The sequence below is a fragment of the Burkholderia mycopellens genome (assembly GCF_964265025.1).
Taxonomy (GTDB): domain Bacteria; phylum Pseudomonadota; class Gammaproteobacteria; order Burkholderiales; family Burkholderiaceae; genus Burkholderia.
Window position 1 is genome coordinate 925,646 of sequence record NZ_OZ183804.1, and the last position, 14,883, is coordinate 940,528.

The window sequence follows — 14,883 nt, forward strand, 5'->3', positions numbered from 1 at the left end:
ATTATGGGAACCGGCTACCTTGAAGCGACGCACGACGCCCGACGCGTTACGCGCGCCGCCGGTAAGTGCCCGGCGTGCTCCCCGTCCAGTGCCGGAACGCGCGATGGAACGCGCTCGGATCGTCGAAGCCGATGTCGGCGCCGATCGCCGCGATCGTGTCGGGCGTGTCGGTCAGCCGCTGGATCGCGATGTCGCGCCGCAGTTCGTCCTTGAGCACCTGGAACGTCGTCCCCTCGGCAGCCAGGTGGCGGCTCAGCGTGCGCACCGAGCAATGCAGGTGCTCGGCCGCCTGGTCGATCGCCGGCAGGTCGGGCAACGCTTCCGACAGGTACTGCCGCACGCGATGGCACACCAGCTGTTCGCTGAACGACTCGAAGATCCAGTCGCCCGGTGCGCGCGCAAGGAACTTGCGCAGGTTGCGCTTGCTCTGCCGGATCGGCGCATCGAGGTAGTCCGCGCTGAAGCGCATCAGCGTGCGCTCGCAATCGAACTGCACGGAACCGGTGAAGAAGTACAGGTGATCGACCGCATGGCGCGGCCGCGGGCACGCGAACTCGATCCGCAGCAGCGGGATCTTCTGCCCGATCAGCCAGGAGCACACGCCATGCACGAGCTTGAGCATCAATTCCTGGCCGAGCGCGCCGATCGGGCCGATGGCGTCGTTCGGGCGCAGCAGCACCTGCGCGACGAGGCCGTCGCGCTTCGATTCGACGAAGAAATCGTCGAGCAGGATATGGAAGAATTGCCCGAAACGATGCAGCGCCGTTTCGAGGTTGCGCGCATCGAGCAGGCTCAGGCACAGGTACTTCAGCGTGCCGCCGCGCAGCGGGCGCGAGAAGATGCCGGGCATCTCGTCGTCGAGGTCGATCGCGAGCGTGCGGTACAGCGTCGAGAACTGCTCCTCCGTCACGCGCGCATGCGGCTCGCCGAGCAGCTCGATCGGGATGCCGGCCCCGCGCAGGTAGCGCTCGACGATGTCGCGCTGCACGCCCGCGCTCGCGAGGAAGCCATTGACGAGCGAGATCGGCACCGTCGCGCTCGGCGACGGCAGCGCACGCCCGGGCTGGGCGGAAAGTGAATCTGAACCGGTCATCGCGTCCCCGTCGATCGAACCGCTCGCATTGTACTTGAGCGGCCCACGCGGAGCCTTCCGGGCCCTCGGCGCGCCGGGTGCTGCGCGGCGCGCCGACGCCATCAGTCGGTGCGGCTGAGTTCCCGGCGCAGGATCTTGCCGACGGTCGACTTGGGCAGCCGGTCGACGAAGCGAATGAGCTTCGGCACCTTGTAGCCCGCGAGGCTCTGGCGGCAATGCGCGACGAGTTGTTCCTCCGTCACGTCGGCATCCTGCGCCAGCACCACGAACAGCTTCACGGCCTCGCCCGTGCGCGCGTCCGGCACGCCGATGCAGGCGCATTCGGCGACGCCCGGCACCGCGGTCGCGACGGCTTCCACTTCGTTCGGGTACACGTTGAAGCCCGACACGATGATCATGTCCTTCTTGCGGTCGACGATCCGCAGGAAACCGGCTTCATCGAACACGCCGACGTCGCCGGTGCGGAAATAGCCGTCCGCCGTGAACGCGGCTGCGTTCGCGTCCGGTTTCCGCCAGTAGCCGCCCATCACCTGCGGCCCCTTCACGCAGATCTCGCCCGCGCCGCCGATCGCCACCTCGTTGTCCTGGTCGTCGAGCAGCTTCACGTCGGTCGACGGCAGCGGCACGCCGGTGGTGCCCGTGAACGCGTCGATCGACTGCGGGTTGAACGACACGACCGGCGACGTTTCCGACAGCCCGTAGCCCTCGCGGATGAAGTTGCCCGTCACCGCTTGCCAGCGCGACGAGATCACGTCGATCACGGCCGCGCCGCCGCCGGCCGACAGCTTCAGCCGCGACCAGTCGACTTCCGTCAGGCGCGGATGGCCGGCGAGCCCCGCGTACAGCGTGTTCACGCCGACGAACACCGTCGGCCGCGCGGCCTTCAGCACGTCGATGAAGCCGTCCATGTCGCGCGGGTTCGCAACCAGCCAGTTCTGCGCGCCGATCGCGAAGTAGGATAGGAAGTTCACCGTCAGCGCGAAGATGTGATACAGCGGGATCGCCGTGACGACGACCTCCTCGCCCGGCGCGCGCGCGGCCGGCACGATCGCCCCGAACTGCTCGATGTTCGCGACGAGGTTGCGGTGCGACAGCGCGGCGCCCTTCGACAGGCCGGTCGTGCCGCCGGTGTACTGCAGCAGCAGCAGGTCCGCGCCGCCGAGCGCGACAGGTTCGAGCGCGAGCGATTCCCCGGCGGCAATGGCATCCGCGAGCGGGATCGAACCGGGCGGCAGTGCGTCGCACGCGCCGGCCGGCGCATCGACGACGCCGAGATCGCCGCGCCCGACGCTCAGCACGGTGCGCACGCGCGTGCCGCCGACCACTTCGGCGAACGTGCCCATCGACCCGCCGCACACCACGGCGACTTCGACGCCCGCGTCATCGAGCTGATGCTCGAGTTCGCGCGCCGTATAGAGCGGGTTCACGTTGACCTGGATCGCGCCGATCTTCGCGACGGCGATGAAGACGACCGGAAACGCGAGCACGTTGGGCAGCATCACGGCCACGCGATCGCCCTTGCGGACGCCCACGACCTGCTGCAGATACGCGGCCAGCGCGGTCGACAGGCGGTCGACGTCGGCATAGGTGAGCGTGCGGCCATACGAGTGGAACGCCGGGCGATCGGCGAACCGGCGCATCGCGTCGTCCAGCAGCGCGCTGACGGAAGGAAAGCGATCGGGATCGATCTCGGCGGGGATCGCGCCATATGACGCGGTCCAGTGTCTCTTGATCATGTAGGTATCCTTGTGCGGCCGGCGCGCAGGCTTCGCGCATCGCGGGAACCGCTCCCGGATCGATGCTGGCGCCGCTCGGTCGACGCCCCGTGCCGCTTGGGCGCAGGTCGTCGCACGAAGGCCGACTATCGCCCGCCGGCCATGCTTTGCAAATGATCGATGCGGCCGTAAAGATGATCGAAACGGACACGCAAGCAAGGTCATCGGAAGATCCTGCGCGACAAGACCCGTATCGCGGCCACGCTGGCCTTTCTGAACGAAGTCGCGTAGCCTCCGCGATTCTTCACTGCGAAAGCGCATCACCTCGATCTTCTTGCTCCATGTTGACGCTATACAAGTACGCGCTCGGCCCGATCCTGCTGGCTCAGGCACGTTGGTTGCGCAGAACCGCGCTGCGCCTGCCCGAGGCCAACGGTCCCCGTACAGGGAGCGAGGGCGCGGATGATGGTTCGACGGCGCCCCTGCGCATCCTGGTGGTCGGCGATTCTTCGGCGGCGGGCGTGGGCGTGGACGAGCAGGAACAGGCACTGGCGCAGCCGGTTGCACGGCTCCTGGCACGCGCCACGGGCCGACGGGTCGAATGGCAACTGATCGCGAAGTCCGGCGTCAATACGGACGAGGCGTTGAAGCTGTCGATGAGCAGCACGATCGGGCCGGCCGACTACCTCGTCACGGCGCTCGGCACGAACGACGTCACGTCCCAGCGCAAGCCGGGGCAATTCATCCGCGACTATATCGCGCTCGCGGATCATCTCGGACTGCGAACCGGCGCCGCCGGCATCGTCGTGACAGGATTGCCGCCGTTGCGCATCCTGCCGGCCGCACCGCATCCGCTGCGGTGGTACCTCGGCCGCTACGCCATTCGACTCGACCGGATCTTGCAGCGCTGGGTCGACCTCCATCCCGCGCGACGTTACGTGTCGCTCGAGTGGGCCGCGAATCCCGCCGAGATGGCAATCGACCGGTACCATCCCGGGCCGAATCAATATCGTCGATGGGCCGAACTCGTCACCGACAGAATTCTGACGTTGCTCGGCGAGACGGGCGCACCCCTGCACACGGGGAAGTAGTCGACATCGGGCAAAACGGCGCGCCGGCGCCCTGCGCGGCAGACGGTCCGGCCCACGGGCGGCGGCCGGACTCAGGGTGAACCCCGTGGCGACCCGGCGCATTCGAGGGCAGAATCGCGTACCTGGAATCGGTATCGAATCGGACTCAGGACTCACCCATGCTGCGCGACGCGCCGTTGAAACCGGCCAAGATACGGCCCCCCGGCGATCGGTCGCCCGATGCCGCGCTGCCCGCCATGCTGCGCGAGAAGTGCTTCTCGCCGTCCAAGCTCGCGGTCCTGCTGCAGGTCGCATCGGACCTGGGGCTCGACGCCGCTGCCGTGCTGGCGGGGACCGATCTCGATCCCGCCGCGGTCGCCGATCCGTTCACGCTCACGTCGTCCCGGCAGTTCCTGACCGCCGCGGGCAACGCGATCCGCGCCTACGGCAAGCCGGATCTCGGCGTGCGGGTCGGGCACCGGCTGCACGCGTCGAGCTACGGGATGTACGGCTACGCGATGCTGTGCTCGGAATCGATGGCCCACGCGTTCGACTCGGCCGTCAAATACCACCAGCTCGCGAACCGCATGCTCGAAATCGGCTGGGTCGTGCAGGACGATACGGTTTCGTGGCTGTTTCCCGATCGGGAAACCATGCCGCTGCCCTGTCTCGACGAGCCGCTGTACCGCTTCCTGATCGACATGCAGTTCGCGCTGCACGTGACGATCATCAAGGACGTGATGGGCGCGTGGTGCGTGCCGGCGCGTGCGCAGTTCACGCAGCCGGAGCCGCCGCACGCGGCCATGCTGTCCGACGCGCTCGAATGCCCGCTCGCGTTCGACCAGCCGCGCAACGTGCTCAGCTACCCGGCCGCGTGGCTCACGCGCGCACCGCAGCTCGCGAACCCGATCACCGCCGCGCAGGTGTCGTCGCACTGCGCGCGGCTGCTCGACGAACTGCGCACCCAGTCGGGCGTCACGCGCCGCGTCTACCAGGAGCTCACGCGCATGCCGGGGCAGTTCCCGGACCTCGACGCGATCGCACGGACGCTGTGCATCACCGCGCGCACGCTGCGCCGCAAGCTCGAGGCCGAAGGCACGTCGTACAGTGAACTGCTGACGAGCGTGCGCAAGGCGCTGGCGATCGACTACCTGACCACGACCACGCTCAGCACCGAGGACATCGCGGCGACGCTCGGCTTCAGCGACGCGGTGGGGTTCCGTCACGCGTTCAAGCGCTGGACCGGCAGGACGCCGAGCGACGTGCGGCGCAAGCGCGGCGGTTGAACGCGGGCATCGACGATGGTCAGCGCCCGTCGCCGACAGCAGGCGCAGCCACCGCCAGCGCGAACTCGAACACCGCACCGCGCCCGGCCCGGTCGACCAGCCGGATGCTGCTGCCGTTGAGCGCCAGCATCCGGTGCACGATCAGCAGCCCGAGCCCGCCGCTCGTCACCGCGCCGCCGCTCATCGGCCGCTGCGGCCGCTGGAACAGCCCTTCGCGCCGGGCCGCCGGAATCCCTTCCCCGGTATCGGCGACGGTCACGAGCACGCGGTCGCCGCGCGGCTCCAGCGCGACCTCGACCTCGCCGTGCGCCGGCGTATGCCGCAGCGCGTTGTCGAGCAGGTTGGTCAGCACGCGCTCGATCATCCCGAGATCGGCCGACACGACCGGCACCCGCGGCGGAATCCGCGCATGCAGCGCGACGCCGCGCGCCTGCGCGGTCAGCTCGAATTTCTGGAACACGTCCTGCACGAGATCGACGAGCGAGAACGGCTCGCGCTCGGCCTGCACGCCGCCCGATTCGAGCCGTGCGAGCTCGAACAGCGCCTGCGCGAGCCGGCCGACCTTCGCGCTCTGCGCGAGCGCGATCGACAGGTAGCGCCGCCGTTCGGGTTCGGCGAGCGTGTCGGACTTCAGCGACAGCGTCTCAAGGTAGCCATGCAGCGACGTGAGCGGCGTGCGCAGGTCGTGCGAGATGTTCGTGATCAGTTCGCGCCGCTGCTGGTCCTGGTGCGTCAGCGCGCGCCACTGGTCGCCGATCCGGTCGGCCATCTGCGCGAACGCGGATTCGAGCACGACGATGTCGTCGCCACGGCGGCCCGGCGGCGAGCGCGGCACCGGCGGCTGCGTGTCGGGCGTGCCGTTCGCGTCGAAGCGGCGCATCGCATCCGTCAGCCGGCGCAGCGGGCGCGTGATGAAGCTGAACGCGGTGAGGCCCGCGAGCAAGCCGAGCAGCGCGACCAGCGCCATCGACCACAGTGTCGTGCGCAGTACGTTGCCGGCGTCGACCCGCGCGGCCAGCCGGTCGTGCGCCTCGCCGAGCAGCACCACGTAGATGTAGCCCGACGGCGGCTGCCCCGCGCGCTGCAGCGGCGCGGCGCTGAACACCTTGCGCGCGTCGGGGCTGCGCGGGTCGTCGCCGAGGATCGGCAGCGGCTCGCCCGCGATGAAGCGCTGCACGGGCGCGAGATCGACACGGTCGCGCTTCACGTGGCCGGGCGGCGCATCGTCGCCCTTGATGCGCCCCGCGTTGTCGAGCAGGTACACCTCGACGCTCGGGTTCACGCCCATCAACTGGCCGAACAGCGTGCGCACGGCATCCGGGCGCAGCCCGTTCGCATCCATCAGCGGCGCGCTGTGGGTCACGCTGTTGACGATATTGGCGGCCAGGTCGCGCGACAGCCCCTGCACGACTTCCTGCTCGCGCATGTCGTTCGCGCGGATCTGCAGCCACGCGGACGCGCCGGAGCACGCAAGCAGCAGCACCGAGAACACGAGCGACAGCCGCTGGGTGAGGGTGAGCTTCATCATGCGTCCCGCTGGCCCGGCGCGGCGAGCTTGTAGCCGCGGCCCCATACGGTGAGGATCCGCACGGGTTCGGCCGGATCGGCCTCGATCTTCGCGCGCAGCCGGTTGATGTGGGTATTGACCGTGTGTTCGTAGCCTTCGTGCTGGTAGCCCCACACGGCATTGAGCAGGTCCATCCGCGAGAACACCTTGCCCGGGTGCCGTGCGAAGAAATACAGCAGGTCGAATTCGCGCGGCGTGAGATCGATGCGCACGCCGTCCACGCTCGCCTCGCGCGCGATCGGGTCGATCGCCAGCCCCGCGACGTCGAGCGTGCCCGCGTCGATCCGCGAATCGCGCGCGAGCGCATCGACGCGCCGCAGCAGCGCCTTCACGCGCGCGACGAGTTCGAGCACCGAGAACGGCTTGGCCAGATAGTCGTCGGCGCCGAGCTCGAGGCCGAGGATCCGGTGCACCTCGCTCGACCGGGCGCTGGTGATGATGATCGGCGTGTAGCGCGTCATCGCGCGTGCGCGCCGGCAGATTTCGAGGCCGTCGACGCCCGGCAGCATCAGGTCGAGGATCAGCGCATCCCAGCCGCCCTGCTCGAGCAGGCGCAGGCCTTCGGCGCCGTCCGCGCTGTGCACGACCTCGTAGCGCTCGTCGCGCAGGTGCAGGCTCAGCACGTCGGCGATGTCGGCGTCGTCCTCGACGATCAGGATGCGTTTCGGTTGGTCCATGGCGGCGGGCGGCGGCACGTCGGTGCCGAGGTCGGGTATCGGTTCGGGCAAGCCCCGGTCCGGCCGGCCGGGTTCCCGGGGGGCAAATCGCGGCAACGGGCCGCGCTGCCGCCATTGTGCAAAATTTTGCGGCGGGAAGTGATCACAATTAATTTATATTTCCCGTCGCCCGACGCCCGTCGCCATGCGAAACCAACGCCGCGTGACCGCCGGCCGCGCTGTGATGCGCGACGATGCTGCCGTCACGCGTGACGGCGCGCACCGCATTCGCCGCAGAACAGGTCGTCGGCGGCCATCGGCTTGTGGCATTGCGCGCACGCCGTAGCGCCGTCCGCGGCAGGCGATTCCCCATCCGACGCCGGCAGCGAAGCTGCCCCCGCCGCGCTTGCCGTACCGGCGGCGTGCGAGTCGCGTGCTTTCGCGAGGTGATCGGCGGCGCGCTCGCGAGCCTGTTCGGCGTGGCGTTTCGCGTCCGCGACGTGCTGGCTCAGCTTCTCTTCGGTCGCGGAGAAATCGACGCCGCTGACCGTCTGCAGATAGATGAGGCACGTGCCGTTGACGAACGTCAGGAACGGAATCACGAGACCGATCGCGAACAGCAGGCCGTTGCCGAAGCCGTACGCACCCAGGTAGGCCATGCTGCGGTAGTCGAACCCGCCCCCCGCCGCATCCGCGCCAAGGCCGTAGGCGCCGGCGTGCCGGCCGAAGCCGCCCAGGCCGCCGAGCGTGCCCATCAGGCCGCCCAACGGGCTGGTGCCGGTTGCCGCCGAGATCGACGACGCGATCGCGGCGCCCGTGCCGAGAATGCCGAACACGATCGCGGACAGGACGCCGACGAGCAGCAGCAGCCCGAACATCCTGACGATCACGCTCAGCAGTTGACGGCGGCCGATCTGCAGCAGGCGCGCGGCGGTCTGCAGCGTCGAGTTGCCCTGCCAGATGGCGGGTGCCGCCAGCGGATAGCCGACGTACCCCATGCCGGCGAAGATCGCGCCCGTGAAGATCGCCGCGAGCGGATACGCGATCGCATACAGCAGCGGGCCGAGGCCCGGGATCTTGCAGACCAGGAACACGATCAGCAGCGCGAGCAGCAGCAGGACCCAGCCGAGCGCGAGCAGCACGCCGATCCCGAGGAGGCGGTGGACGCTGAACGTCGCCTGCAGCAGCGCGTCGACGAATCCGACCGACTCACCCTGCGCATCGCGCATCAGTACGATACCGACCGCGGAATAGCCGATCAGCGAGACCGCCAGGGTCGCAATGATGAACAGCAGGCCGAGCACGGGGCTGTGACTGACTACCTGGATCGTGAGCATGCCCATCAGCATGCTGGCGACGAGCGCGAAAGCGCACATGGCGAGTGCGCGCCAGTTCGTGACGGCCTCGGCAGCGCGCAGCAGTCCGAACTTCCCCGACACGGGGGCTTGATCGAGCGTTGACATCGTTGAATCTCCTTGCAGGCGCGGGCCGGTCAGTGGGATGCGGGGGCGTCGAGCAGCGCGACGACGGTGATGCCGTCGACCTGCGCGAGCTGGATGCTGGATTGCCGGACCGATCCCGGCTTGCCGTTCAGGTAGACCTGGCTTTTCAGCGTGTACGTGCCTTGCGGCGCCCCCGACGGCAGTTTCAGCGTGAAACTGTTGTCGAATTCGCCGCTGCCCGGCGTCGCGTTGACGATCTTCTCGCCGCGCTTGAACTGCTCGCCCGACGGCGCGTAAACGGTCACGACTTCCTTGATTTCCTGGACGGGCTCGTTGGTGCCGGACACCGCGCGAATCTGCGAGGCCAGCTTGATCGGCTCGCCGGTCTTGACGGCGGAGCGCGGCGTCACGACCGTGTTGTAGGCATCGATCTTCGCGTAGGGCGGCAGGTTGTTGCGGTTGTTCGCGCGATATTCGCGATCGACTTCGGCCGCCGTCTTCGTCTGCCGCGTCGCGACTTCGATCACGGCGCACGCGGCGAGTCCGGCAACCGCGCCGCCGATCGCGCCCTTGGTGCCGCCGATCAGCGCACCGACCAGCGCGCCGCCGGCGCCGAGCGCGGTACAACGCAGCACGGATTCAGACGAGATTCCGCCGGTCCCGTTCTGGGTGGCGCAGCCGCTGGCGAGCAAGGTGACCGCGCAGGCGGCGGCGAGGGTTTTCTGGATGGTCATGTCGGTATTCTCCGGCGCTTCATTCAAGTGTGCTGTTGTTGCGCAGTGCATCCATCTGCCGCGCCTTGGCCTTGCCGATGAGCGTCTTCGCCGGACGGTTGCCGGGCTCGATCGCAAGAACGCTTTCCGCTGTCGCAATGGCCTTGTCGTACTGGCCGCGCGACAGGTCGCCCTGCGCGCGCTTCAGCAGGCCATCGACGGCGGGCGCGGCAGGGTTGGCCGCCGTGGACGGGCGGACGGGCTGTGTCGGACGCGGCTTGCCGCGCGCTGCTTCCGCAACGGCGGCGGGTGGGGTTGGCGCGGGCGTGTCGTCCTGCAGTTTCGCGAAGGGCGACGGCTGCTGTGCGTTCGCCGATGCGGGCGGCGCGTTCGACGCCGGTGGCATTACGGGCGCCGGAGCCGTCGCGACAGTCGTGACGACGGCCGCGCCCGACGCAGGCGAGGTCATGGCTGCGGCGGTCGTTTCGGTCGGCGCGGACGCCGGTGCGTCGGTCGGCATCGTCGCAACGGCCGCGCCGGTGGTGACGGAACCCGGTTCCGCGAGGTCCGATGCGGCGTTGGCCGTGGTGGCCGGAACCGTGGATGAGGCGACCGGTTCCGGCGTTGCAGGTGGGCTCGCCTGGCGGCCGTGCCACCAGAATGCGCCGCCCGCGCAGGCAATGGCGACTGCGACGCCGGCTGCGATGACCTTGAGTTTGGCCGACGGATCGTCGGTCGTCGTCGCGGGCCGTGCGATCGGCCGGGGCACCACGCCGGACTCCGGGCGCTCGGGTTCGGCCGACGCCGACGTGACATTGGCATCCGGCACGTCGCGAGGCGGGGCAGCCGTATCGACCACGCTTGTTGCGTCGTCGGCGAGTGCCGCTTCGGCATTCGCCGATGCGCCCGCAGGCGCGGCTTGCGCATCCGTGACGCCAGGCAAGACAGGCAGCGCAGAGATTGCGTCGTCGCGATGGTCTGCCGCTGTCATGTGCGCGGCGGTGGCTGCGGCGTCATGCGATTGCAGCGGTGCGCCGGCGCGACCCGATACCGTATCGGCGGTGTTCGCGACGTGCGCGATGTCTTTTTCCGTGGCGTTCGCCGCCAATGATTCGACGCCGGTTTGCGGTTTTTGAGCATCGACGGCGCCGTGTGCAGGCGCGTGAGCGGATTCCGCAGCCGCGTATGCGGGTTGCAGTGCCGGCTCGGCCGGCGGCGCGGGCACCTCGGCCTCGATCGCGCCGGCGTCGTTGACCGATGCAACGGGCGTCCCGCACTTGTTGCAGAAACGCTGGTTCGGCGTCAGAACGGCGTGGCAGCTCCGACACGGTGCGCCGGCCGCTTCGGGCCGGACGGCCGCAACCGGCGTTCCGCATTGCTTGCAGAACTTGAGACCGCCGGGCAGATCGGTCCCGCAGTGGGTACACGCAGTCATAAATAAGTAATCCTCTTCTTTCGATCGATCGACGTGACGGCGCCGTGCGAGCATGCGCACGTGTGTCGGAATCGCGGGATGGCGGCGTGCCGGCCGCGTGCTACGAAGGCGAGCGACGCGGAACGGGCCGTTCAGCGCGGGATATCAGTCGGAATTGGGACGGCCGCGCGGGAAGGGTCGATGCAGAGAAGAAGAAATCCGGCCGACGTGAATTGGCACGTACGGCCCAACGGATCCGGATGCACCGGTATTGAATGGCGAGTTCAAGCTTTCCCCGTTTCAGTCGCCGGATCGAATCCGGCTGACTGTTTTCATTATTTAAATTGATCATACAAATGGTCTTCTGCAGCGGATATTACACTGAAATTACGAGGTTTTGCCATCCGTAAGGCACGCGGCGTAGCGCGCATTCGCATGCAAACCTGATCGGATGCACCGTGTGCACTATCGCCGGCCCGATGTGTATTCATCGCCGTGCGCCAGCTTGCGTTGACGCTCACTGGAGCGTGTCCTGGCCTGCGCCCGCCACCGTCTTGCAACCGGCGAGAACGGCGGTCCCGCCCATGAGAGGAGGCCCGGCTCCCTCACTTCGCATGCCGGGGTTCGGCACCCGTCGCCGCGGAAGCGGCGGAAGCCGCCGGCGGCACGCTCATGTACGCCGGCGCCGCCTTCGTCTTCTGCCGGACGCCCGGTGGTGGCGCCGTCGGGCGCTGCGTCATGTCGGCCAGCATCTGCCCGCACGGCAACGGGCGACTGTGGCCCGGCTGCAGCAACGCGAGCAGGCTGGCGAGCGGATTCAGCAAGCCCAGCCCGACCGCCGCACCGCCACGCGCGATCAATGCGCCAGCCTTCACCCCGACGTGCGGTTGCTTGAAGGACCCGGTGACATACAGCGGCGAGCGGAGCGATATCACCCGGAATCCCTTGGTATGGGGATGGATCGTCAGATTCATGGTCTCGTCCCGCAGGTTCACGTTGCCGTCCATGCCGATCACCGCATCCTCGGTGTCGAGCGCGAATACGCGCGAGTCGAGCACGCCGTTGGTGGCCACGAAGTCGGCCACGCCGCAGTTGATCCTGACGTCACGTGTGCCGAACAGTTTCTCGTACACCACGTTTGCGACGTTCAGCCCCGCCGCTTCCATCAGCAAGAGACTCACCGTGCCATCGGTCACCAATGTCTTCACCTCGCCGTTGGACGTCGCCGCGAGCGCCGCCGGCGAATTGCCGGTGGCCGATAACGCGGCATCGCCGTTGACCTCGCCGAGCGCCGTTTGCATCACCGGGAACGTCGGGAACAGTTGCTTGAGTTTCAGATGCCGCGCCTGCAGCGAGAACCGCCCCTTGAGCGGCGTGCCGCTACCGTCCAGGTGGATGTTCGAAGCAAGCGTACCGCCCGCGACGCCGAAGTTCAGCGGGTCGAGCGTCAGCACGCCGTCATGCATCACGATGTGGGTCGACAGGTCGGTGATCGGCAAGCTCGCGGTCTTGACGATGCGCCGCCCGGTCAACCGAACGTCGGCGTCGATCTTCTTCCAGCGGTCCGTGCGAAATGCCTCGACCGGCAACGCCTTGTTCGCGGGCTGCGCGACCGCGGCGCCCCGCCGCGCCTTGCTGGCATTCGTGTCGGCGCCGATGAGCGGCGCAAGGTCGGAGAACTGCAGCAGCCTGGACACCAGCGTACCGGACAAGAGCGGCCTCGGTTCGCGCGACACGTACACCAACGTGCCGCCGAGATCGCTGCCGCCGACGCGTCCCGTGAAATCCTCGTACTTGAAAACGTTGCCGGACGCCCGGAATTGGCCGACCAATCGGCCGTCGGTCGCATAAGGCGAGGTTTCGGGTAGCGTGATGCCCGTGACGTCATACAGGTGGGCCATGCTCGTGCCCGCGAGCCACAGCCTGAGATCGACCGCGGCCAGGTGAGACGGATCCGTCAGCGTGCCGACGAGCGCCAGGTGCGTATCGCCAAAGCGCACATCGGCCTGAACCGGAAACGGGCGTTGCGTGTCCTGCACGTCCAGCAAATTGCCGATCTTCCCCGTGCCGGCGACATTGCCCTGCTTGTAGGTCCCCTTGACGGTCCAGCCAATCGTGTAAGTCCCGACGCCGGGAGATCCGGCGGGCGCAGCGCCCGCCGATGCACGCATTGTCGCCGAGGCCGCGGCGGCAGCTGCGGGTGGGTTCGACGCCGCCGGTGGGCCGGATGCGGCCGGGGCGATGGCGGCGCCGGATGTCGTCGCGACGGCATGCGAAGCAGCGACCCATGCTTGCGAGGCCGCGGCCGATGCACGGGACGCCGCGTCGGCGCCCGACGCGGGCACCACCGGTTGCACCGAACGGGAGTGCGCCTGGGCCGCGAGCTTTCTTTGACCCGCCGGCCCGACGGTCTGTGCCGATTCGTGGTGCGCCAGCGCCTCCTGCTGCTTCATCACCGCGCCGAACGGGATCGGCTGGCCGAGCGTGTCGATCACCGCGCTCAGATCGAATTGCTTTTGCTGGTCGTAGTAGCCGAGATGGCCTTGGGCAAACGCGACCTCATGCAGGTCGAGCGTCCATCGGCCCGGCTGCGCGGGCTGCTTGAGCTTGAACGTCCAGTTGGCTCGACCGTCCTTCAGGCGCTCGAGGTCGACGGATGGATTGACCAGGTCGATTGCCGGTATCACGATGCGGCGAGCCATCAGCGGCAGCGCCTCGACCTCGAAACTGATCGCGTCCAGCGTGACGAAATACTGCGTGCGTGCCCAATCGGGATTGGAGATCGTGACGTTGCGTGCGATGAACCGCGGCCATGGCACCCAGGCGCGCCAGCCCCGCTCGCTCACGGGCCGACGCCACCCGATATGCAGATCGCCGTTGATCGCGAACTGCCGTCCGATCGCGTCCGACACCTTGTCATCGATCCAGGGCCGGGCTTGATTCCAGTCGAACGTCACGATGACGATCACCAGCGCGGCAAGCGCCAGGGTGACGATCACGGCAAGCCACGCGGCCGCCTTGCCGACGGTGTGGCCGATGTGCATGGCTCACTCCCCGAGTTTGCTGCCCAGTATCGCGCAATTCGTGTTCCTGAATATGCGTTGAACGGTGATGTCCGACGATATCGACCCGCAAGCGCGTCCGACCGGCCGGGCGCTCGCGCGCAGCGTCCCGCCGAGGGCGCTGGCCACCCACGACTTCATCGTGCGCGCGAAGGTGACGGTGTTCTCGCCGAAGCCCCTCTACCGCGACAGGTTCGTCGCCGGCGACGACGGCAGCCTGACGGGTATCGCGCGCACTGCGCCAGACGCTCATGAGGCTAACTAACAGGTCGAGGTGCACGTCGAACACACGCAGGTTCCAATGCGCCGTCTTTTTTGAATGTCCTCTGGCCCGCACATTCGCGTGCGTGCCCCGGTTCGGTCATGCACAGCGTCTCTCCACGCGGCGCGTCAGTGGAAATGCCCGCCGAACAGCCCGAGCAATCCTATGACGATCAGGTAGATTGCGACGATGTAGTTCAGCAGGCGCGGTACCACCAGAATGAGAATTCCGGCGATCAGCGAGACCAATGGGCTCAGGTTCGTGAATGCGTGCATGGCGTTGCCCTCTTGACAATAGATCGCGATATCGCTGAGTGAAGCGCCTCTCCTGAAACTGAAACGATGTCGCTTGAAAGTGCGTTTGCCGCCCATCGACATACGGCTACTCGGCAGGAGGCAAGCGCTTGACCCGAGTCATGCCGGCGACGGATCTCCGGGCGCCAGGCAAACACGCAGCCGGCGGCCACGGGCGTACTGCATCAGGTTGTGCTTCGTCGCTGCACGCGATTCCCCGCACCGGCGGAAGATTCTTTACCCGCGCAGGCAATCTGAACGACGGACACGTGTCGTGCAGCGTTCTCTTGCGGATCGGAGCGATTTCCGT

At 68.0% G+C, this 14,883-nt stretch carries 12 protein-coding genes and 1 pseudogene; 3 read left to right on the top strand and 10 right to left on the bottom strand.

The features are described from left to right. Positions 1–46: 46 nt before the first annotated feature. Complete coding sequence (locus ACPTTC_RS38135) at positions 47–1,195, bottom strand: AraC family transcriptional regulator (RefSeq protein WP_423396419.1); 1,149 nt, start codon at positions 1,193–1,195, stop codon at positions 47–49. Continuing rightward, positions 1,195–2,829: an AMP-binding protein gene (locus ACPTTC_RS38140; protein ID WP_423396420.1), complete on the bottom strand. Its 1,635-nt coding sequence runs from the start codon at positions 2,827–2,829 to the stop codon at positions 1,195–1,197. Before ACPTTC_RS38140 ends, ACPTTC_RS38135 begins: the two co-directional genes overlap by 1 nt. A 320-nt stretch (positions 2,830–3,149) precedes the next feature. On the opposite strand from ACPTTC_RS38140, the gene ACPTTC_RS38145 reads away from it, so the two are divergent. Beyond that, positions 3,150–3,899: an SGNH/GDSL hydrolase family protein gene (locus ACPTTC_RS38145; RefSeq protein WP_423396421.1), complete on the top strand. Its 750-nt coding sequence runs from the start codon at positions 3,150–3,152 to the stop codon at positions 3,897–3,899. Between the two features lie 158 nt (positions 3,900–4,057). Then, complete coding sequence (locus ACPTTC_RS38150) at positions 4,058–5,164, top strand: AraC family transcriptional regulator (RefSeq protein WP_423396422.1); 1,107 nt, start codon at positions 4,058–4,060, stop codon at positions 5,162–5,164. Positions 5,165–5,183: 19 nt separating this feature from the next. Here ACPTTC_RS38150 and ACPTTC_RS38155 read toward each other — a convergent pair whose 3' ends face one another. The 7 genes and pseudogenes from ACPTTC_RS38155 to ACPTTC_RS38185 form a co-directional block, all read right to left on the bottom strand. Then, entirely contained in the window at positions 5,184–6,689 is a 1,506-nt protein-coding gene (locus tag ACPTTC_RS38155; RefSeq protein ID WP_226199959.1) for a sensor histidine kinase, read from the bottom strand. Then, a complete protein-coding gene (locus ACPTTC_RS38160) occupies positions 6,689–7,408 on the bottom strand; it encodes a response regulator transcription factor (RefSeq protein ID WP_175952165.1) in 720 nt (239 codons plus the stop codon). Before ACPTTC_RS38160 ends, ACPTTC_RS38155 begins: the two co-directional genes overlap by 1 nt. Before the next feature lie 242 nt (positions 7,409–7,650). Continuing rightward, positions 7,651–8,850 carry a zinc ribbon domain-containing protein gene (locus ACPTTC_RS38165; protein WP_226199954.1) on the bottom strand — a complete coding sequence of 400 codons (1,200 nt, stop codon included), beginning with the start codon at positions 8,848–8,850 and terminating at the stop codon, positions 7,651–7,653. 29 nt (positions 8,851–8,879) lie between these two features. Continuing rightward, complete coding sequence (locus ACPTTC_RS38170) at positions 8,880–9,563, bottom strand: hypothetical protein (RefSeq protein WP_226199952.1); 684 nt, start codon at positions 9,561–9,563, stop codon at positions 8,880–8,882. A 19-nt stretch (positions 9,564–9,582) separates the two neighbouring features. Continuing rightward, a complete protein-coding gene (locus ACPTTC_RS38175; protein ID WP_423396594.1) occupies positions 9,583–10,401 on the bottom strand; it encodes a hypothetical protein in 819 nt (272 codons plus the stop codon). 423 nt (positions 10,402–10,824) lie between these two features. Further along, positions 10,825–11,031, bottom strand: a pseudogene (locus tag ACPTTC_RS38180) (double zinc ribbon domain-containing protein); the annotation flags it as partial. 530 nt (positions 11,032–11,561) lie between these two features. Then, a complete protein-coding gene (locus ACPTTC_RS38185; RefSeq protein WP_423396423.1) occupies positions 11,562–14,000 on the bottom strand; it encodes an AsmA family protein in 2,439 nt (812 codons plus the stop codon). A 67-nt stretch (positions 14,001–14,067) separates the two neighbouring features. On the opposite strand from ACPTTC_RS38185, the gene ACPTTC_RS38190 reads away from it, so the two are divergent. Further along, positions 14,068–14,283, top strand: a complete 216-nt coding sequence (locus tag ACPTTC_RS38190) for a hypothetical protein (RefSeq protein ID WP_423396424.1) — start codon at positions 14,068–14,070, stop codon at positions 14,281–14,283. 125 nt (positions 14,284–14,408) lie between these two features. On the opposite strand, the gene ACPTTC_RS38195 is transcribed toward ACPTTC_RS38190, so the two are convergent. Then, on the bottom strand, positions 14,409–14,555 hold the full coding sequence (locus tag ACPTTC_RS38195; protein ID WP_081436544.1) for a DUF3096 domain-containing protein: 147 nt from the start codon (positions 14,553–14,555) through the stop codon (positions 14,409–14,411). Positions 14,556–14,883: the final 328 nt, after the last annotated feature.